Genomic DNA, 19,747 nt, shown 5'->3' on the forward strand with positions numbered 1-19,747 from the left:
TTCGGCCACAATGGGGGTCGTGACGACCTTCGACGCCATCCTGTGCGACCTCGACGGCGTGCTGCGCCAGTTCGACCATGCCGTCCAAGCCGACATCGAGGCCCGCTACGGGCTGCCGCTGGCGTCCACCGCCTTCGACCCGGCGCTCATCATGCCCGCGACGCTCGGCCACATCACCGAGGCGCAGTGGGCCGAGTCGATCGTCGCCGCGCTGGGCGGAGGAGAGCAGGCCGAGAAGGCGGTCGAGGAGTTCATGGCGGTGCCGTTCCGGGTGGACGAGGAGGTGCGGGCGCTGCTGGCGGCGGCGCGGGCGCGGATGCCCCTGGTGCTCGTCACCAACGCCATGGACACCCTGGAGGATCACCTCGAACGGCTGGAGCTGACGGCCTTCGCCGACGCCGTGGTCAGCAGCGCGCGGGTCGGCCTGGCCAAGCCCGACCGGCGCATCTACGAGCTCGCCGCCGACCTGGCCGGGGTCGCGCCCGGACGCTGCCTGTTCGTGGACGACCGGCTGGAGAACGTGGTGGCCGCCAGGGCGCTCGGCATGACCGGCGTGCACTTCCGGAGCGTCGCGGACCTCGCGGCCGTGCTGCCGCCGTCGTGACCCCCTTCCCGGCACGGCCCCGGCCCGCCGTGCCGGAAAGGCCGGGGGTCAGTAGCCGCGGTACGGCGACTTCGACTGGTTGCCGCTGTCGGTGGTCGGCGTCGCCGCCGGCGTCGGGGCCTTCGTCCCGGCGGGCCTGATCATGCCGAGCAGCCCGTGCTTGCCGCCGTCCGAGCCGGCCGAGAACCAGAGCGTGTTCTCGCCGCCGATGGCGGCCGTGCCGGGCTCCAGGTCCCACAGACCCGGCAGCGTGATCGGGCGGTTGTCCGCCGCGCGCAGGGCGCCCAGGTGGCGGTTGCCGCGGTAGGCGTGGATGGTGCCGTCGCCGAAGTTGCCGACCAGCAGCGCGCCCGCGTACCTGCCCATGCCGCGCGGCGCCTTGGTGATCGCCCACGGCGCGTTCAGGCCGACCCGGGCGATGCGGCCGGTCAGGCGGCCGTTCAGGTCGAAGCGGCTGACGAAGCCCTTGCCGCTGCCGGCCACGGACTTGCCGGTCTCCGAGTCGCGCAGGGCGTAGGCGACCCAGACGTTCCCGTTCACGACCTCCACGTTGAACGGATGGTAGTTGGCCGGGACCGTGCGGTCCCTGAACTGCGAGCGCGACAGCCTGATGCGACGGAAGTCCTCGTCGAAGGCGTGCAGACGGCCGCCCGCGAAGTCCGCGGCGAGCAGGAACGCGCCGTCGTCGGTCTCGGCCATGGCCAGGCCCTTGTAGTCGGCGCCGCGGGTGAACGCGCCGATGATCGCGTTCTTCGGGTCCACCTCGGCGTTCCAGCCGGTGATCGCGCCGCTGGGGCTGGAGAAGATGAAGGTGGCGGGCTTGCCCTTGACGGTGAAGCCCTCACTGCCGTTGAACACCTGCCCCGTCGGGGCGCCGCCTGGGATGGCGACCTCGGTCCGCTCCTTCTTGCCCTGGCCGGAGTAGACGGTGGCGGTGCCCGTCCCGGCGTTGGAGACCCACAGGGTCTTGCCCATGGCCAGCCCCCACGGGTTGACCAGCTTGGGATCGGTGACGGCCGCCTTCCCGCGGACATCGGACACCAGGCCGACGACGTCGAACCGGTTCTGCTTCGGTGTGGTGGCCTGCGCGGGAATGGTGAGGGTGGCTGCCGTCGAGACGGCGACAGCGCAGGCCGTGATGATGCGTAACCGCATCCGTGCCTCCTTGTTAGCGCTTGTGACGCGAGATACGCGAGATCCGGGATTCCGGTTCAGTACGGTCTCGAAGCAGGTTTTCGCGCTGTCTGAAGGGGAGTGAAGGGGAATGGACGCGTTGGGCATCGACATCGGCGGCTCCGGGATCAAGGGCGCGCCCGTCGACGTGCGGGCCGGCGAGCTGACCGCGGAGCGGCTGCGCATCCCCACCCCGCACCCCGCCGAGCCGGGTGCCGTCGCGGACGCGGTGGCGCGGATCGTCCGGCACTTCGACTGGACGGGCCCGGTCGGCGTGACGTTCCCCGGGGTGGTCGTGGACGGCGTGGTGAGGACCGCGGTCAACCTGAAAGGTTCGTGGGCGGGCGTGCACGCGGGCGAGCTGTTCGGGGGCGCGACCGTGCTCAACGACGCCGACGCCGCCGGCATGGCCGAGATGACGTACGGCAAGGGCCAGGGGCAGCCCGGCGTCGTGCTCATGCTGACGTTCGGCACCGGGATCGGCAGCGCGCTGTTCGCGGACGGCGTGCTCGTGCCCAACACCGAGCTGGGTCACCTGCAGTTGCACGGCACGGACGCCGAGCACCGGGCCTCCGACCGGGCGCGCGAGGAGCACGGCCTGGGCTGGCACAAGTGGGCCGAGCGGGTGGAGGAGTACCTCAGGCACGTCGAGATGCTGTTCACCCCCTCCCTGATCGTCATCGGCGGCGGCGTGAGCAAGAAGGCCGACAAGTTCCTGCCGCACATCAGCCTCGACACGCCCGTCGTCCCGGCCGCCCTGCTGAACCAGGCGGGCATCATCGGCGCCGCCCGGGCGGCGGCCCAGGCCGGCGCGCACGCTGGGTGACGGACCGCCCACACCGCGGGCCAAAACGTGACCATGACTCATGGCAACCGATCTCGGCTTAGGGGAGTCTCATCTATGACCGTGGTCGCCCACGATGCAACTCTGGGGAGAGTGGGCCGGTCGCGGGCGATCACGGTCAACGGAATTCGAGATGCGCGCGACGCGCCCGTCGGGCACGATGGGCCGTTGGCTCCCGGCACGCGGGGCCCGAATATCCTGAAAGCAGTATGGGAACTCCTGCGTTGTCCTCTCCGTCCTCCTCTCTCACAGAGCTTCAGGCCCGCCTGCCCGACCTGATGCCGCGCGACCAGCGGCGGCTGCGGCGCAGGCTCGACGGCGTGCGCCGGGTGCGCTCCCGCGAAGCGCGGGAGAAGATCGCCGCGGAGATCCTCGCCGACGTGGAACGTGCCGAGCGACGCCTCCAGCGGCGCCGCGAGAGCGTGCCGGAGATCGGCTATCCGGAGACGCTGCCCGTCTCCCAGCGCAGGGACGACATCCTCGAAGCCGTCCGCGACAACCAGGTCGTCATCATCGCCGGTGAGACCGGGTCCGGCAAGACCACCCAGATCCCCAAGATCTGCCTGGAGCTGGGCCGGGGCGTGCGCGGCCTCATCGGCCACACCCAGCCGCGCCGCATCGCCGCCCGCACCGTCGCCGAGCGCGTCGCCGAGGAGCTCCACACCGAGCTGGGCGAGGTCGTCGGCTACAAGGTCCGCTTCACCGACCAGGCGAGCGACCGCACCCTCGTCAAGCTGATGACCGACGGCATCCTCCTCGCCGAGCTCCAGCACGACCGCATGCTGGAGCAGTACGACACGCTCATCATCGACGAGGCCCACGAGCGCAGCCTCAACATCGACTTCATCCTCGGCTACCTGAAGCAGCTGCTGCCCAAACGCCCCGACCTCAAGGTCATCATCACCAGCGCCACCATCGACCCCGAGCGGTTCTCCCGCCACTTCGGCGACGCGCCGATCATCGAGGTGTCCGGCCGCACCTACCCCGTCGAGGTCCGCTACCGCCCGCTGGGCGAGGACGACGACCAGACCCAGGGCATCGTCGAGGCCTGCCGCGAGCTGACCGGCGAGGGGCCCGGCGACATCCTCGTCTTCCTCAGCGGCGAGCGCGAGATCCGCGACGCCGCCGACGCCCTGGCCAAGGCCGAGTTCCGCAACACCGAGATCCTGCCGCTCTACTCCCGGCTCAGCGCCGCCGAGCAGCACCGCGTCTTCCAGCGCCACACCGGCCGCCGCGTCGTCCTGGCCACCAACGTGGCCGAGACGTCGCTGACCGTGCCCGGCATCAAGTACGTCGTCGACCCCGGCTACGCCCGCCTGTCCCGCTACAGCCACCGCACCAAGGTGCAGCGCCTGCCCATCGAGGCGATCTCGCAGGCCAGCGCCGACCAGCGCAAGGGCCGCTGCGGCCGGACCTCCGACGGCGTCTGCGTCCGCCTCTACGAGGAGGACGACTTCCTCGCCAGGCCGGAGTTCACCGACCCGGAGATCCTGCGCACCAACCTGGCCTCGGTCATCCTCCAGATGACCTCGATCGGGCTGGGCGACATCGAGGCGTTCCCGTTCGTCGAGCCGCCCGACCGCCGCCAGGTCAAGGACGGCGTCAACCTGCTCCACGAGCTCGGCGCGTTCGACGCCCACGGCAAGCTCACCCCGATCGGCCGCAAGCTCGCCACCCTGCCCGTCGACCCCCGGCTCGGCCGCATGGTGCTGGAGGCGGAGAAGAACGGCTGCGTGCGCGAGGTCATGGTGATCGCCGCCGCGCTGTCCATCCAGGACCCGCGCGAGCGCCCCGCCGACAAGCAGCAGCAGGCCGACGAGAAGCACCGCCGCTTCGCCGACCCCGAGTCCGACTTCCTCACCTACCTCAACCTGTGGAACCACCTGCGCGACAAGCAACAGGAGCTCTCCTCCAGCGCCTTCCGCCGCCTGTGCAAGTCCGAGTTCCTCAACTACCTGCGCGTACGCGAGTGGCAGGACATCTACAGCCAGATCCGCCAGTCGCTCGGCGCGCACCCCAACAGCGACCCGGCCGACCCCGAGCTGGTCCACAAGTCGCTCCTGGTCGGCCTGCTGTCGCACGTCGGCGTCAAGGACGTGATGGACCGCCAGCGCGCCTCCGACGGCCGCCGCCCCATCCAGGAGTACCTCGGCGCCCGCAACGCCCGCTTCGCCGTCTTCCCCGGCTCCGCGCTGGCCAGGAAGCAGCCCCAGTGGGTGATGTCCGCCGAGCTCGTGGAGACCTCCCGGCTGTGGGCCAGGGTCAACGCCAAGATCGAGCCCGACTGGGTGGAGCCGCTCGCGCAGCACCTCGTCAAGCGCACTTACTCGGAGCCCCACTGGGAGAAGAACCAGGGGGCGGTGATCGCGTACGAGAAGGTCACGCTGTACGGGGTGCCGCTCGTCGTCGGGCGCAAGGTCAACTACGGGCGCATCGATCCCGAGCTGTCGCGCGAGCTGTTCATCCGCCACGCGCTCGTCGAGGGCGACTGGGACAGCCACCACAAGTTCCTCAAGGACAACCGGCGGCTGCTCGGCGAGGTCGAGGAGCTGGAGAACCGCGCCCGCCGCCGCGACATCCTCGTCGGCGACGAGGCCCTGTTCGACTTCTACGACCAGCGCCTGCCCGCCGACGTGGTCTCCGCCCGCCACTTCGACTCCTGGTGGAAGAAGGCCCGCGCCGACCAGCCCGACCTGCTCACCTTCTCGCCGGAGATGCTGGTCAACGAGGGCGCCGACGTCAGCGCCCGCGACTATCCCGACACCTGGCGGCAGCTCGGCCAGCGGATGAAGCTGACCTACCGGTTCGCGCCCGACCCGGACGATCAGCAGGGCGCCGACGGCGTCACCGTCCACGTGCCGCTGCACCTGCTCAACCAGGTGACCTCCGACGGCTTCGACTGGCAGATCCCCGGCCTGCGCGAGGAGCTCGTCACCGCGCTGATCAGGTCGCTGCCCAAGCAGCTGCGCCGCAACTTCGTGCCCGCCCCCGACTACGCCAGGCAGGTGCTGGCCAACGCCGAGCCGGGCGCCGAGCCGATGCTGGAGGCCGTCGAGCGCGAGCTGATGAGGCTGACCGGCGTGCGGGTGCCGCGCGACGCCTGGCAGCTCGACCAGGTTCCCGACCACCTGCGCATCACGTACCGGGTGATCGACGAGCGCAGGCGCGCCATCGCCGAGGACAAGGACCTCGCGGCGCTCAAGCGCCGCCTCGCCCCGCGCCTGCGCAAGACCCTCTCGGAGGCCGGCGACGGCCTCGAACGCACCGGGCTGCGCACGTGGAGCTTCGGCACCCTGCCCAAGGTGTTCGAGCAGGGCCGGATGAAGGGCTACCCGGCGCTGGCCGACGCCGGCGACTCGGTCTCGATCAAGATCTTCGAGACGGAGGCCGAGCAGCGCCGCTCCCACTGGGCCGGCACCCGCCGCCTGCTCCTGCTGAACGTCGCCAACCCCGCCAAGCCGCTGCTGTCGGGGCTGTCGAACCAAGCCAAGCTGGCCCTGTCACGCAGCCCGCACGGCGGCGCCGTGGCCCTCTTCGAGGACGTGGTCGACGCCGCGGCCGACAAGCTCATGCGCGACCTCGGCGGCCCCGTCTGGGACCCCGCCGCCTACGACCGCCTCTACCAGCACGTCCGCGCCGAATTGTACGACACGGCGGCCGGCATCCTGGGCCGGGTGGAGCAGATCCTGACGGTGTGGCACGCCGCCGGGATCCAGCTCGACGCCATGCGCTCCAGCGCCTCCGCCGACGACGTCCGCGACCAGCTCGGCAGGCTCGTCTACCCGGGCTTCGTCACCGCCACCGGCCACGCCCGCCTGCCCGACGTGCTGCGCTACCTGCGCGCCGTCGACCGCAGGCTCACCAAGCTGCCGGAGGACCCGTGGCGTGACGAGGAGTGGATGGACCGCGTCCACAAGGTCGAGGACGACTACCACGACCTGCTGGAACGCCTGCCCCCTGGCCGGCGCGCGGACCCGGACGTGGCGGAGATCCGCTGGATGATCGAGGAACTGCGGGTCAGCTTCTTCGCCCAGACACTCGGCACGCCGACCCCGGTGTCGGAGAAGCGCATCGCCAAGGCGATGGACCGCCTCAGGCCTTGAAGATCGACGTGTCGAGCTCGAAGTCGATCGGCGCGGGCAGTCGCAGGGGCGTGCCGATGGGGACGGTGGCGCGGGCGAGATACCCGCTGTCGCCGATCTCGCTGTAGACGGTGACGGAGGGAGTCTCGGCGACGGGGTCGATCAGCAGGTAGATCGGGATGCCGCCGGTGGCGTAGAGGGGCGGCTTCTCCTCACGGTCCCTGATCGCGCTACCGGTCGAGACGACCTCGGCAACCATGATCAGCCCGGACGACCGCAGCTCGCGCTCGCCCCAACGTGGACAGTCGTGCGGTGCGAGTACGAAATCGGGCTCCACAGGCTCGCGTGGCCCTTCGATGCACACGTCGACATTGCCGGCGCGCCCTTTCCAGCCATGTTCGTCCATCACCGGCCAGAGGGCGCGGTAGAGCTCCATGGCGCAGTCAGCATGCTCGGGGGTCCCTACAGGGCTCACTATGAGGTTTCCTTCGATGACGTCGGCCCGGAAACCGGGGAGTTCGGGGAGTGCGTCGAACAGCTCTCGCGCGGTCTCCGGCATCCGCTTCTTGCTGGTGGGGGCGAGCTTCGCGTACTCGTCGTGCCGGATCGCCATGGCAACCATCAGATCTGTCCCTCCGTACTCGAACGGGCACGCTCAGTATTCCACGAATCCGAGCTCTGGGCGCGACTCGTACAGTGGAGGAAAAATTCCACATGACGGATGGGTTTGATGATCAAGGCTGTGGTGCTGGACGTCGGCGAGACCGTGATCGACGAGACGCGGATCTGGTCGCGGTGGGCCGACCGGCTCGGGGTGCCGAGGTTCGTGCTGATGGGTGTGCTCGGCGGGATGGCCGCGCTGGACCAGTCCTTCAGCGAGGGGTTCGAGCTGGTGCGGCCCGGGTTCGACGTCGAGGCCGAGATCGCGGCCTGGGAGCGGGACGAGCCCGACAGCCTGCGCAACCACTTCGACGCCGACGACCTCTACCCCGACGTGCGCGAGGCGCTCGGCGGGCTGCGGGAGGCGGGCTACCAGGTGATCCTGGCGGGAAACCAGCCGGTGCGGGCCTATGACGCGCTGGTCGCGATGGAGCTGCCCGTCGACTCGGTGCACACCTCCGACGGGTGGGGGGTGTCCAAGCCGGCGCCCGGGTTCTTCGCCAAGGTGGCCGCGGTCGCCGGGCGCGAGCCGGGGGAGATCCTCTACGTGGGGGACCGGCTCGACAACGACGTGCGCCCCGCCGCCGCGGCCGGGATGCGGACCGCCCTGCTGCGCCGCGGCCCGTGGGGCTACCTGCACGCGGCGCGGCCGGAGGCGCGCGAGGCCGCCGACGTGATCGCCGACGACCTGCACGCGCTGCTCCCGGCGCTGCGCCGCCTGTCCTGACCCGCCCCGCCGGTCAAGCTCAGGATGTGGTCCGCCTGACCTGACCCGCCCCGCCGGCCAAGCTCAGGATGTGGTCCGCCCGGCCTGACCCCCCGCCGGGCGGGTTAGGTGGTCTTGCGTACGGCTTCCTGCAGTTCTTCCTTGTCCATCTGTGAGCGGCCGGGGATGTCCGCCTTCTGGGCCTGCTCGTACAGCTCGGCCTTGGTGGCGCCGCCGGCCGTCAGGGCCCGCAGCTCCTCGTCCCGGCGCTCCTCGAAGGCCTTGCCGAGCTCCCGCAGCCGCTTCTCGCCGGCCTGCTCGGCCAGTTGCGGGAGCAGTTCGCCCTCTTCCTCCTCGACGTGGTGGTTGACGGACTCGACGAGCTTGTCCAGCGTCCGGCGGAACTCGGGGGTGCCGGGCCGGGATCGCACCAGCTCGTCGAGGAGCACCTCGGCCTCCTTGTGCTCCTCCAGGCCGTGGTGCGCGTCGAGGTCCGGGTAGACCCGGTCCTCCTCGGCGCGGGCGTGCGCGATGAGCAGGGCGTGCAACTCGGTCACGGCCGCCTTGGGGTCGCCCTCCTCCTTCTTGAGCCGCTCGAAGAGCGCCTCGACCTTGCGGTGGTCATTCGTGATCAGGGTGATGACGTCGGTTGCCATGACGTCCGTGGCTACCCCTTCCGTCACCGCCCAATCGCCGCGCCGGTCAGCGCGCGCGGGTCCGTCGCACCGGCCAGCATCCCGTCCGGCAGGACGTCGATGAGGTGCGCGTGGCCGAACGCGCCGCCGGGCACCGCGGACACCCGATGGCCGAGCGCGGCCAGCCCGTCGCGCCAGCCGGTGCCGTCCTCCAGCTCCACCACCGCCCCCTCGGCGCGGCGCCAGGTGTCGAAGCCGGTGCCGCTGCCGAACCGCCAGCGCGGCGCCGCTATCGCCTCTCCCGGGCTCTGCCCGTACCGCAGCAGCCTGGTGATGATCTGGAGCAGGATCTGCGGCTGCGCGTCGCCGCCCATCGTGCCCGCGACTGAGCGGAGCGAGCCGTCGGGGCGGGTGATGAGCGCGGGCGTGAGCGTGTGCGGCGGCCGCCGCCCGGGGCCGTACTCGGCGGGGTGGCCCGGCTCCAGCGAGAAGCCGATGCCGCGGTTGTGCAGGTTGATGCCGGTACGGGGTTCGAACAGGAAGCTGCCGAAACCGGAGGCGTTCGACTGGATGAGGGAAACGGCGAGCCCGTCGCCGTCCACTGCGCAGAGGTACGTGGTGTCGCCGTCGGCGGCGGGCACCTTGAGGTCCCCGCGACCGGTCAGCGCCCGGCGGCGCTCGATCTCGGCGGGGGAGAGCAGGCCGGTGGCGTGCTCGTGCAGCAGCGCGTCGCGGTCGTGCGCGGCGGCGCGGGCGGACCGGGCCAGCGCGTGCGCCCAGGCGGCGTGCGCGGTCGAGGGCGGCAGCTCCAGCCCGTCCAGGATGCCCAGCGAGAGCAGCAGCAGGTAACCCTGGGAGTTGGGCGGAGCGGACCACACGTCGTGGCCGAACGCGCGCACCCGCAGGGGTTCCACCCAGTCGGCGTTGTCCCGCTCCAGGTCGGCCCGCGTGTACTCGCCGGACCCCAGCTCCAGCAGGCCCTCGCCGAACTCGCCCAGATAGAACCCGGCGCGCCCGCCTTCGGCCACCGCCTCCAGCGCGCGGGCCACGCCCGGCCTGCGGACCCGGTCCCCGGCCGCCCGGATCCCGGCGAGGTCGCCGGCGCCCGGCCGGTCCGCGATCTCCCGCGCCATCGGCGCCAGCAGCGGCGAGGCCGGGAAACCGTCGCGGGCCAGCCGTACGGCGGGCGCGAACACGTCGGCCAGCGGGAGCCGGCCGTACCGGGCGTGCAGCGCGAGCCAGCCGTCCACGCAGCCGGGCACCGGCACGGACCTGACGTCCAGCCGGTGCGGCATCCGCCGGTGCCCCTCGGCACGCAACCGCCCGGCGTCCGCACCGCTCCCGGCCCTGCCGGACGCGTTGAGCGCGTGAACCGGCCCGCCGTCTCGTACGGGACCGTGGGAACCGGACTGCGCGGGGCCGTCGTGGACGAGGGTGAAGAGGTCGCCGCCGAGCCCGCACATGTGCGGGGAGGTGACGGCGAGCACGGCGTTGGCGGCGATGGCGGCGTCAGCGGCGGAACCGCCGCGGTCGAGCGCCGTCACCCCGGCGGCGGACGCGAGATGGTCGATGCTGCATACCATCCCAGAGGGGGCGTATCGGGTGTTTCGCACCCGTCGAGACTAGGCGTTCTCCATCGCCACGCGCGCCGGAGCCGGGCCGGTGGCGGTCTTCCTGAACCGCGCCAGCGCGGCCGCCGCCAGCAGCGTCGCGACGACGCAGGAGACGCCGCCCACCTGCAGCGCCAGCCGGGGGCCGAAGGAGTCGCTCAGCCAGCCCAGCACCGGCCCGCCCAGCGCGCCCGACGCGGCGCCGGCCATGCCCAGCGCGGCCAGCACCCGCCCGCGCATGGCGTCCGGGCTGTCGAGCTGCGCCCGCGCCGAGACCGTGGTGTCGACCAGGATGGCGCCGGCCGCGATGGGCAGCATGAAGGCGGCGAAGGCCGCCAGCGACGGCATCAGGCCGCTCAGCGCCTGCAGCACGCTGATGGCGAACGCGGAGATCAGCAGCAGCCGGATCGTCAGCCGCGGCCGCGAGGCGGCGAGGAACCCGCCCACGACGGTCCCGGCGGCGAACACCGTGGACAGCAGCCCGTACCCGCCCGCGCCCGCCGCCAGCGGGCCCGCGCTCATCGCCGCCATGGTCACCTGGTAGTTGCGGCCCAGGCTGCCCAGCACGATCGACAGCGCGAGCAGGACGAGCAGCCACGGGGTGCGCGCCACGTACCGCAGCCCCGCGAGCACCGCCCCTGGCCGGTGCTCCTCGGCGGCCAGCTCGTGGAACTCCGACGACCGCATGCGCATCACCGCGACGATCACCGCGAAGAAGGTGAGCGCGTTCGCCGCGAACAGCACGGCGTTCCCGGTGAGGGGCAGCATCATCCCGGCCACCGACATGCCGAGGATGCGCCCGGCCGAGTTGATGATCGAGCCGAGCGCCATCGCGTTCGGCAGGTCCTCCCGGGGCACCATCTCCGCCCCGAACCGGCCGAGCGCCGGTCCGCCCAGGGCCGACACCACCCCGCCGGCCAGCGCCACCGCGTAGATCGGCAGCGGCGACCGCACCCCGGTCAGCGCGATCACGGCCAGCACGGCGGCGAGCGCGGCCTGCGCGAGCTGGGCGGCGACCACGACGGGGCGGGTCGGCAGCCGGTCCGCCAGAGCCCCTCCCCACATGCCGAGCAGCAGCGTGGGCAGCGCCTGCATGACCAGGCTGAGCCCCACGCTGGTGGCCGAGCCGGTGATCGTGAGGACGAGCCAGTTCACGCCCAGCACCTGCATCCAGGTGCCGGTGATGGAGACGAGGTCCGCCCCTGCCCACAACCTGTAGTTGTGATGACGCAGGGCACGGAAAGTAGAGGCGGTGAGCGACAAGACTTGTCCCGGATTTGACGGTGCGGCCGAGGGGGGAACACGCCGCTCCGAAAGCTGGATTCCGGAATGACCGAAATGTGCGCTATTTCACCCCGTGGGAAGGTTTAGCGCGCCAGCGACCGCCGCGAGCCCGTCCAGCAGCACGAAGATCGGCTTCATGCAGTCGCCCTGCCGCATCAGGACCTGCCCGGCGGGAACCGCTTCTCGGCGCCGAGCCCGAGCAGCCGCCTGCGCTCCGGGTAGGGCAGGTAGGCATAGTGGTAATCCGTGGCCTGGCTGGTCAGGCAGGGTACACGCGGCCGCTGATGATCGTGGCCAGGCAGGCGGGGCCGTGCATCAGGGCGGAGTACGGGTAGCGCCCGCGGGCTTCGAACACCGCGAAGCTGGCCCGGCCGCCGTGATGCAGGGTGCCGAGGCCGCCGGGCCCGCCCGCCATGCCGAGGGCCCTGGCGCCGCCGAGCGTGGCGGCCTCCACCAGCGCGCGGTCCAGCCCGCGCGGGCGCAGCCCCAGCTCCCGCACCCGCGCCCGGACGGCCGCCGCGCACGCCAGCACATCCCCCCGCGCCGGCGCGGTGCCGATGGCGAGCGGGGTGCCCTCCTCGACCAGCGCCGGCCACTCGTCGACGCCGGGCCCGGGGCGCAGTGCCACCGTCGTGCCCCGCAGCTTGAGCAGCTTGCGCTCGCCCGGGTCCAGCGGCCGGGCGCACGCCGCGTGGCAGTGCGGCCCGAGCACGCCCGCCTCGTCCAGCCCGGCGAGGGAGTGGCGGTCCAGGTCGACCAGCAGCCGCAGGCCGAACGTCCTGGCCAGCAGGGCCACGTCCTCCAGCACGTGCGGGTCGCGCGTGTGCGGGGCGATGCCGACGGGCCGGTCCATCTCGTGGATGGCCGTGATGAGCGCGTCGCGCCGGCTCTCCTCCCACTCCCGCTCCGACTCGCAGGTCACGGGCACGTACGCGACGCCCGCGGCCGGTCCCGGCGCGGCGGCGGGGTCGCCCAGCTCGGCCGCGCGGGCCACCACCCCCGGCCCGGGGGCGCCGCCCGACGCGTACGCGTCCACCAGCCCGGCGACGATCGTCCCGCGCCAGTGGTGCTCCTCGGTGACGCGGTAGCGGCCCAGCAGCTCGTCGCGCGGCCCGACGCGCAGCACCCGCTCGCCACGCACGGCGACGGCGCCGTTCCTGATCGGCTCGGTGGCGATGGGCAGCACCAGCGTCGCGGAATGGAGGACCACGGGTCTGGACACGCGGGGGTTCAGAGCCGGACGCGCGCGCTTCACGACCCCCATCGATACTCCCGTGGCAAATATCCCTTTTATGCATTAAACGTGAGCGCGCGTGCACACCGCAATCATCCGATCCCGTCACGCGGCCGGTAGCGGCCTGAAAGACGGGCCAGCTTGAGGCTCAGGTGCAGCGCCAGCCGCTCCCCGCCGTCCTTCAGGTCGGTACGGGCCAGCTCCTCGACGCGCCGCAGCCGGTAGTACAGCGAGGTCCGGTGCAGCCGCAGCGCACGCGAGGTGGCGACGGCGCTGCCCGCCAGGTCCAGATAGGTCTCCAGCGTCTCCAGCAGCGGCAGGTGCTGCGTGTCGCCCAGCAAGGGCTCCAGCCCGGGATGCAGCTCGGAGTCGGGCAGCCGGGTGAGCATCCGGTAGACGCCCAGCCGCTCCCACAGCGCGGAACGGCCGAGGCCCGGCACCCGCGCGGCCACGTCCGCCGCGTGCCGCGCCTCGGCGTAGGACCCGGCCGCCTCGGCCAGCGCCGGCCTCGGGCGGCCGATGCCGACCACGACCGGCACCGACATGGCCGCGTGCACCTCGTCGGCGGCGATCGGCGGGCCGGCCACGAGCAGCGCCGCGTGGTCGTAGCGGACCAGATGCAGCGGGTGGTGCCCGCTCAGCCGCCGCCGCAGCGCCAGCAGCCCCTGCTCCAGCGCCAGGCGCAGCGCGTCGTCCGGCTCGCCCGCCGGCGGCCTGGCCACCAGCACGGTCACCGGCTGCGCCTGCGGGAACGCGCCCGCCTCGATGAGCTGGAGCGCCGCCTCCCGCTCGCCCATGAGCAGCCCGCTGACCGCCTCCAGCTCCCGGTGGGAGGCCAGGCCGGTGGCCAGGCTCTCGTGGAACAGCGCCAGGGCCAGCGCCGGAGCGGCCGCGGCGGCCTCGGCCACCTGGGGGCCCGACATGGCCGGCGCCGTGTCGATGAACCACAGGAATCCCAGCAGCGCCGTCTCGTGCCGTACCGGGACGCACCACCGCGGCAGCAGCCCGAGCTGCGGCGCGCCCGGCGTGCGCAGCGGGTCCTGCGCGTCGTGCACCCCCGCGGCGCGCAGGAACTGCCGGACCTCCGGCGTGGTGCGGCGGCGCAGGATGGAGTCGCGGCGGATGTCGTCCATGGCGCCGTTCTGCTCGCTGTAGGCGATGACCCGCTGCAGCCGGTCCTCCAGCAGGAGCGGGCGGCCGAGCCGGGCCGCGAGGTCGTCGACGATCCGCTGAAGATCCGCCACGGGCGCCCCTTGATCAGGACTTTTCATCATTTGTTGGAAGCGCTGCTACAGGTCTTCCCTACAACTGAACGGTGATCTCGGTCAATATGCTCTATACCGTCGAGCCGTGATTGTCCCGAAGAAACTGCTGGGAGCCGTGCTGTCGGCCATCGTGCTGATCCCGGTGAGCCTGATCGCGACTCCCGCTTCCGCAGCACCCCCCGCAGACGACCCCGAGCATCCCTGGCGGCTCGACCACTGGCCCCAGACCCAGCCCTGGCAGCGTGACGCGCCCGCGGAGAACCCCAGCGCCCTGCGCGGCCGGCCTTCGGCAGGCTTCGAGCCGATCGACCCGCAGAACTGGGAGAACCCGGACCACATGACGTGGGCCGACTACAAGAAGATCCCCGGCACCACCTGGAACGACCCCTCCGCCGAGGGTTCCGTGCGCACCTTCAAGGGCGCGCTGGTGCTGCTGGACTACCCCAACCAGCCGTTCGTGGTCACCCAGCCCCAGGGCTCGACCATCTTCGGCAACCCCAGCGCCCAGGCCCACGACGTGCCCCGCGACCAGGTCGCCAAGTTCTACCAGGACTTCCTCAACACCCCGAACGACCTCAACAAGGGCCACACCATCCACGAGTACTGGATGGAGGACTCCGGCGGGCGTTACGGCGTCGATCTGACCGGGTTCGGCCCGTACACGATGCCCGGCAAGGACCACGAGTACGCGCTGGAGTACCAGCGGGACGCCTGCCCCGCCGGCGACACCTGCAACCGCAACCTGCGCGCCGACGGCAACGCCGCCTGGCTGGCCGACGTCGGCCAGGAGGTGGCCGACCAGTTCGACTTCGTCTTCTACGTGAGCGCCGGCCAGGACGAGTCGTCCACCTGGCAGGAGTTCGGCATGATGAAGTTCCCCACGAAGGAGGACGTGCCCGACGCGTGGGGCCCCGAGAACGACCCCGCCCTGCCCAACTGGTCCAGGACCCGCTACGTCGAGTGGACCTCCTGGCAGGCGGGCTCCACGTTCTGGCCCAACGCCCGCTTCGGCATCGACTCGGTGCAGGCCGAGAGCTCCGGCATGGCGGTCTACGCCCACGAGCTGAGCCACATCATGGGCATCGCCGACAACTACAACAACCCGTACGGGGTGCCGCCGCGGCGCGCGTACACCGGCATCTGGGAGATGCTCAGCCGGGGCAGCTTCAACGGGCCCGGCGGCCCGCACTCCCGCTGGCTGATCCCGCCCACCGCGGGCGCGTCCATGGGCGCCCAGCACATGCTCCGCAACAAGATCAAGCTGGAGATGGTGGACGAGCGGAACGTGCTGCGCCTGTCCCGTGAGGCGCTGGACGAGTCCGGCCTCGTCACGGCCAAGGTGACCGCCCGCGCCGTGCAGCCGGGCGACAAGGGCCTGTCCGGGATCAACATCGCCTTCGACACCGGTGACAAGAGCCCCGCCTGCGACCCCGGCACCGACCCGATGTGCGACGGCGGCGGCTACGACAACTACACGGTCGAGGTCGTCGACCGGATGGGCAGCGACTCGTTCACCCCCGACTCCGGCGTGCTCCTGGCCAAGACCAAGAACGCCGACCGGGCCCCGTTCGAGTGGGTGATCGACGCCAACCCGCAGGACATCGGCATGACCGACTACGTGATGCCCGACGGCACCGAGGTGCCGATCACGATCGGCGACTACCGGCAGCTGTCCGACGCGCTCTTCCACGCCGGCACGGACTCCGGCAGCGAGTACGAGTACGTCGACGAGGCCAACCGGCTGCACTTCTACATCACCGACGTGCACCGCGACCGCAAGGGCATCCTGTCCTACACCGTGGCGATCCGCTCCCTCGACGGCGCGGGCCCGCAGCGGCGCGGCGTGCGGCTGCTGCCCGGCGCCGGCGTCCCGTCCGGCAAGAACCTGTCCACCTGCAGATTCCCGCTGTTCAACACCGGCAGGTCGGCCCCCGCCCAGGGGCAGCACCCCGAGGACGTCAGCGCCTACCTGAAGTCCGACGTCTACCGCCTCACCGCGGAGGTCTCGGGCAAGGGCTGGACCGCTCAGACGCCCAACGCGCTGGCCACCGTCGAGTTCGGCGGGCACGACACCGTGACCGTCAACGCCGTCCGCGGCTCCGGCGGCGACCGGCTGGCCCGGGTCAAGCTCACCGCCACCTCGGAGAGCGACCCGGCCAAGTCCGCGACCGCCACGTGTCTCGTGGTGGGCGTCTGAATGAACGATGGGGTACGGCTGGCGCGAGCCGTGCCCCATCGGTTTGAATCCGATCATGACAGGTGACCTGCCTGACAAACCGCGACCGCGGCGGCTGAGGAAGATCGGGGTGGCCGCGCCGGTCGCCGCGGGCTTCGCCGCCGCCGCGGCCAGCATCTTCGCGGCCGCCCTGGAGTGGGAGATCCCGCCGGTGGCCAAGGTGGGCGTCACGGCGGCGGCCGCCCTCCTGGTGGGCGTGGCCACCTGGGCCACCACCGAGGTGCGGCCCCGCCGCGTGACACCGGCCGAGCCCGCCTCCAGGGCGCCCGAGCAGTGGCCGCCCGTGCCGGAGCACTTCACCGGCCGCGCCGACGCGCTGGCCGAGCTGCGCGAGGTGTTCGCCGCCCGCAGGAAGGCCGCGGCTCCCGCACCGGCGCTGGTGGTCTCCGTGTACGGCAGGGGCGGCGTCGGCAAGTCATCCCTGATCACCCGGTTCGGCCAGGAGGTCGCCGGATCGTTCCCCGACGGCCGCCTCTACGCCGACCTGCGCGGCGGCGTCGACTCCCCGGTACGGCCCGAGGAGGTGCTGATCGGATTCCTGCGCGCGCTCGGGGTCCGGCTGGCCATCGACCCCGGCGGGCTGGAGGAGCTGCGCAAACTCTGGCTGACCTGGACCAAGGACCGCAGGATCCTCATCGGCCTGGACAACGCGCACAGCGCCGATCAGGTCAAGGCGCTGATCCCGGCCGAACGCGGCTGCGCCGTGCTGGTCACCTCCCGCCAGCCGCTGTTCCTCGGCGGCACCCACGACACCCGGCTCGGCCCGTTCAGCGAGGCGCACGGCGTCGAACTGCTGGCCAGGCTGGCCGGCGGCGAGCGGGTCTTCGAGGACCTGGAGTCCGCCAAGGAGATCGTGCGGCTCTGCGACTACCTGCCGCTGGCCATCGGCATCTGCGGCGGCCGCCTGGCCACCCGCGAGCAGTGGACGCTGCGGCAGATGGCCGACCGGCTGGCCGACGAGCGCCGCCGCCTGGACCAGCTGGAGCTGGCGCCCACGGTGGACAAGAGCGTGCGGGCCTCGGTGCAGCTCAGCTACGACGACTGCACCGGCATGCAGCGGCGGTTGCTGCGGCTGCTCAGCGCGCTCAGCTCGGCGCCCGACGTGCCCGGCTGGGTGGCGGGCGAGCTGCTCGACATCTCCACCCTGGACGGCGCCGACCAGCTGGAGGCGCTGATCGACGCCCAGCTCGCCGAGTGCTCGGGCACCGACCTGACCGGCACGATGCGCTACCGGCTGCACGACCTGGTCGCCCTGTTCGCCGCCGAGCTGGCGGGCGACGACGACCCGGCCAGGCGCGGCGACGCCGTCGAGCGCGTCCTGCACGGCTACCGCCGCCGCGCCGAGGAGGCGGCGCAGAACCGCTGGCCGCAGGACTGGAGCAAGGGCGGCCGCCGCTCCACCGCCGAAGGCCAGATCCACGCGGGCGACTGGCTGAACGCCGAGCGGCTCACGTTCATGGCGATGATCGGCATCGCCAGGCGGCTGGAGCTGTGGGAGCTGACGTGGGGGCTGTCGCGGGCGTTCTGCTCGCTGTGCCACTCGCTGCGCGCCTACTGGGCCGACTGGGCGGAGGCCGCCGACATCGGCTGCGAGGCCGCCGAACGGGCCGGCGACCGGCGCGCGCGGGCCATCGCCGCGCTGGACCGCGCCGCCGTCTGGGGCGGGCAGGGCGGCCAGGAGCGCGGCCGGGCGGACGCCGAGGAGGCGCTGGAGGCGTTCACCGAACTCGGCGAGACGTGGTGGGCGGCCAGGGCGCTGCGCACCATCGGCATGACGCTGTTCAGCGACGGCCACCTCGACCGGGCCCAGGAGTTCCTGGTCGCCGCCATCACCGCGTTCAAGGGCGTCGAGGACTTCTGGTGGATGGCGCGTACGCAACGCAACCTCGCCGAGATGCGGCTGGCGGAACGGCGCCCCGAGGAGGCCAGGGAGCTGCTGGAGGACGCGCTGGAGGTGTTCGAGCGCGAGGGCAACCGCTACTCCGAGGCGCAGACGCTGCGCGTGTACGGCGAGGTGCTCGCCGCCCAGGCCCGCGGCCTGCACCGGGCGGGAGACCAGCGGGCGGCCGTCGAGACCTTCACCAAGGCCGGCTACAGCCTGGACCGGGCGGCCGAGATGTTCCGGCGGCGCGGCGAGCTGTGGGAGGAGGCCCGCTGCCTGCGCGCCGCCGGCGAGGTCGGCGACCCGTCCAGCGGCCTGCGCGAGCTGGAGGTGGCCCGCCGGGCGGGGGAGATCCTGGAGGCGCTCGGCGACTCCTGGGGCGTCGCCCGCTCGGCCCTGTCGGTCGGCCGGGTGCTCGGCAGGCTGCGCCGCGTGGCGGAGGCCGAGCGCGAGCTGCGCCGCGCCGTCGACGCCTTCGAAGGGCTGGGCGACCGCTGGTGGATGGCGCGCGGCCTGCAGTACATCGGCGAGGCGCACCTGGACGCGGGCGCCGGCAGCGCCGCCGGGCCGCCGCTGCGCCAGGCCAGGGACATCTACCGCAGCCTGGGCAACGAGGCCGGCGTGCGCCGCACGCTGGAGCTGCTCAAGGCCGCGGAGGCCTGAGCAGCTCGCCCGCCGCCTGCCTGGCCTGGTGGATGCTCTCCTCGAACAGCTTGCGCGCGTGCGCGGCCTGGTCGGTCAGCTCCCGCAGGTGCGCGCGCGCCATGTCGTCGCGCACCGTGTCGGCGATCAGCTCCTGGTAGTCGGGCGTGCGCGCGGCCAGCGCCTCCAGCCGCCGGTGCGCGTGGAACACCCGGTCGGCCTTCACCACCTGCTTGGCGTACTGCTCCAGGTTGCGCACCCGCTTCGACAGCGACGTCCAGGCCGCGTCCAGCGCGGTGCTGTAGGGCTTGAACGCGTCCTTCAGCCCCGTGGGCAGCTCGCGGGGGACCAGCTTGCCGTGCTCGGCGTGCATGGCCGACAGCTTGCGCAGCCGTTGCGCGATCTGCCAGACCTCCTCCGGCAGCGTCACCCGGTTGTCGATGGTGTCGATCAGCCCTTCCCTGTGCACCTGCGACCCGAGGATCGCCTCGGCCGCCCGCTGGGCGCGCCGCAGCAGCACCTGGCAGGGGTAGTCGAGGTCCTCGGGGAGGATGTAGTAGTTGGCGTACTCGTAGGCCAGGGCGAGCCTGCGGCGGGTCGCCCTGTTGTACGACCCGACGGAGAGCCAGCGGATCAGTCCGAAGAGGCCGGCGCCGACGGCCGCCGTGATGACCGCGCCGGTCCCCGTCACCATCCACAGCAGCAACAGGAAACCGGGCAGGACGAACAGCCAGGTGAGGTTGCGAGGTGCCATCCGCCAGCCGGACCTGGCCAGTCTGAGCACGTGCGGGCTCGACCGGAGCTCGACGGAGACGTCCGGGGGCAGCGATGGATCGATCACCAGCCGAGGGGGCAGAGCACGTGGATCCATACGTTCATGCTGCGTTATG

Annotated in this window: 14 protein-coding genes; 6 read left to right on the forward strand and 8 right to left on the reverse strand. The window is 72.3% G+C overall.

Annotated features, from left to right (window positions below; genetic code table 11):
- The first annotated feature begins 19 nt into the window (after positions 1-19).
- A complete protein-coding gene (locus KME79_RS02050) occupies positions 20-604 on the forward strand; it encodes an HAD family hydrolase (RefSeq protein ID WP_219543083.1) in 585 nt (194 codons plus the stop codon).
- A 48-nt stretch (positions 605-652) separates the two neighbouring features.
- On the opposite strand, the gene KME79_RS02055 is transcribed toward KME79_RS02050, so the two are convergent.
- Positions 653-1,759 carry a TIGR03118 family protein gene (locus tag KME79_RS02055; protein WP_219543084.1) on the reverse strand — a complete coding sequence of 369 codons (1,107 nt, stop codon included), beginning with the start codon at positions 1,757-1,759 and terminating at the stop codon, positions 653-655.
- 109 nt (positions 1,760-1,868) lie between these two features.
- Here KME79_RS02055 and ppgK point away from each other — a divergent pair, with 109 nt between their 5' ends.
- Positions 1,869-2,603 carry a polyphosphate--glucose phosphotransferase gene (gene ppgK, locus KME79_RS02060; RefSeq protein ID WP_219543085.1) on the forward strand — a complete coding sequence of 245 codons (735 nt, stop codon included), beginning with the start codon at positions 1,869-1,871 and terminating at the stop codon, positions 2,601-2,603.
- A gap of 227 nt (positions 2,604-2,830) precedes the next feature.
- Positions 2,831-6,724, forward strand: coding sequence for an ATP-dependent RNA helicase HrpA (gene hrpA / locus KME79_RS02065; protein WP_219543086.1), 3,894 nt, complete (start codon positions 2,831-2,833; stop codon positions 6,722-6,724).
- On the opposite strand, the gene KME79_RS02070 is transcribed toward hrpA, so the two are convergent.
- Positions 6,714-7,316: a Uma2 family endonuclease gene (locus KME79_RS02070; RefSeq protein WP_219543087.1), complete on the reverse strand. Its 603-nt coding sequence runs from the start codon at positions 7,314-7,316 to the stop codon at positions 6,714-6,716. The genes hrpA and KME79_RS02070 overlap by 11 nt on opposite strands.
- A 117-nt stretch (positions 7,317-7,433) precedes the next feature.
- Between KME79_RS02070 and KME79_RS02075 the strand changes: the two genes are divergently transcribed.
- Positions 7,434-8,090: an HAD family hydrolase gene (locus tag KME79_RS02075; protein WP_219543088.1), complete on the forward strand. Its 657-nt coding sequence runs from the start codon at positions 7,434-7,436 to the stop codon at positions 8,088-8,090.
- A gap of 104 nt (positions 8,091-8,194) precedes the next feature.
- Here the strand turns inward: KME79_RS02075 and KME79_RS02080 are convergent, their stop codons facing one another.
- From KME79_RS02080 to KME79_RS46800, 5 genes are all read right to left on the reverse strand, one after another.
- A complete protein-coding gene (locus KME79_RS02080; protein WP_148030255.1) occupies positions 8,195-8,725 on the reverse strand; it encodes a hemerythrin domain-containing protein in 531 nt (176 codons plus the stop codon).
- Between the two features lie 23 nt (positions 8,726-8,748).
- Positions 8,749-10,317 carry a gamma-glutamyltransferase family protein gene (locus KME79_RS02085; protein ID WP_219543089.1) on the reverse strand — a complete coding sequence of 523 codons (1,569 nt, stop codon included), beginning with the start codon at positions 10,315-10,317 and terminating at the stop codon, positions 8,749-8,751.
- A gap of 9 nt (positions 10,318-10,326) precedes the next feature.
- Positions 10,327-11,577, reverse strand: a complete 1,251-nt coding sequence (locus tag KME79_RS02090) for an MFS transporter (RefSeq protein ID WP_281429262.1) — start codon at positions 11,575-11,577, stop codon at positions 10,327-10,329.
- Positions 11,578-11,857: 280 nt separating this feature from the next.
- Positions 11,858-12,820 carry an imidazolonepropionase-like domain-containing protein gene (locus tag KME79_RS02095; RefSeq protein WP_219543091.1) on the reverse strand — a complete coding sequence of 321 codons (963 nt, stop codon included), beginning with the start codon at positions 12,818-12,820 and terminating at the stop codon, positions 11,858-11,860.
- Positions 12,821-12,924: 104 nt separating this feature from the next.
- A complete protein-coding gene (locus KME79_RS46800; protein ID WP_219543092.1) occupies positions 12,925-14,076 on the reverse strand; it encodes a PucR family transcriptional regulator in 1,152 nt (383 codons plus the stop codon).
- Between the two features lie 106 nt (positions 14,077-14,182).
- On the opposite strand from KME79_RS46800, the gene KME79_RS02105 reads away from it, so the two are divergent.
- Complete coding sequence (locus KME79_RS02105) at positions 14,183-16,294, forward strand: M6 family metalloprotease domain-containing protein (RefSeq protein WP_308248750.1); 2,112 nt, start codon at positions 14,183-14,185, stop codon at positions 16,292-16,294.
- Positions 16,295-16,349: 55 nt separating this feature from the next.
- A complete protein-coding gene (locus tag KME79_RS02110) occupies positions 16,350-18,878 on the forward strand; it encodes a tetratricopeptide repeat protein (protein ID WP_219543093.1) in 2,529 nt (842 codons plus the stop codon).
- On the opposite strand, the gene KME79_RS02115 is transcribed toward KME79_RS02110, so the two are convergent.
- A complete protein-coding gene (locus tag KME79_RS02115; protein WP_148030260.1) occupies positions 18,859-19,728 on the reverse strand; it encodes a hypothetical protein in 870 nt (289 codons plus the stop codon). The two genes, KME79_RS02110 and KME79_RS02115, sit on opposite strands and share 20 nt — an antisense overlap.
- Positions 19,729-19,747: the final 19 nt, after the last annotated feature.

It is taken from the genome of Nonomuraea harbinensis (genome assembly GCF_019396385.1).
GTDB classification, from domain to species: domain Bacteria; phylum Actinomycetota; class Actinomycetes; order Streptosporangiales; family Streptosporangiaceae; genus Nonomuraea; species Nonomuraea ferruginea.

Coding starts and splice junctions, on each gene's coding strand:
- KME79_RS02110 (WP_219543093.1), top strand. CDS start 16,350: ATGACAGGTGACCTGCCTGACAAACCGCGACCGCGGCGGCTGAGGAAG.
- KME79_RS02080 (WP_148030255.1), bottom strand. CDS start 8,725: ATGGCAACCGACGTCATCACCCTGATCACGAATGACCACCGCAAGGTC.
- hrpA (WP_219543086.1), top strand. CDS start 2,831: ATGGGAACTCCTGCGTTGTCCTCTCCGTCCTCCTCTCTCACAGAGCTT.
- KME79_RS02075 (WP_219543088.1), top strand. CDS start 7,434: ATGATCAAGGCTGTGGTGCTGGACGTCGGCGAGACCGTGATCGACGAG.
- KME79_RS02115 (WP_148030260.1), bottom strand. CDS start 19,728: ATGGATCCACGTGCTCTGCCCCCTCGGCTGGTGATCGATCCATCGCTG.
- ppgK (WP_219543085.1), top strand. CDS start 1,869: ATGGACGCGTTGGGCATCGACATCGGCGGCTCCGGGATCAAGGGCGCG.
- KME79_RS02070 (WP_219543087.1), bottom strand. CDS start 7,316: ATGGCGATCCGGCACGACGAGTACGCGAAGCTCGCCCCCACCAGCAAG.
- KME79_RS02055 (WP_219543084.1), bottom strand. CDS start 1,759: ATGCGGTTACGCATCATCACGGCCTGCGCTGTCGCCGTCTCGACGGCA.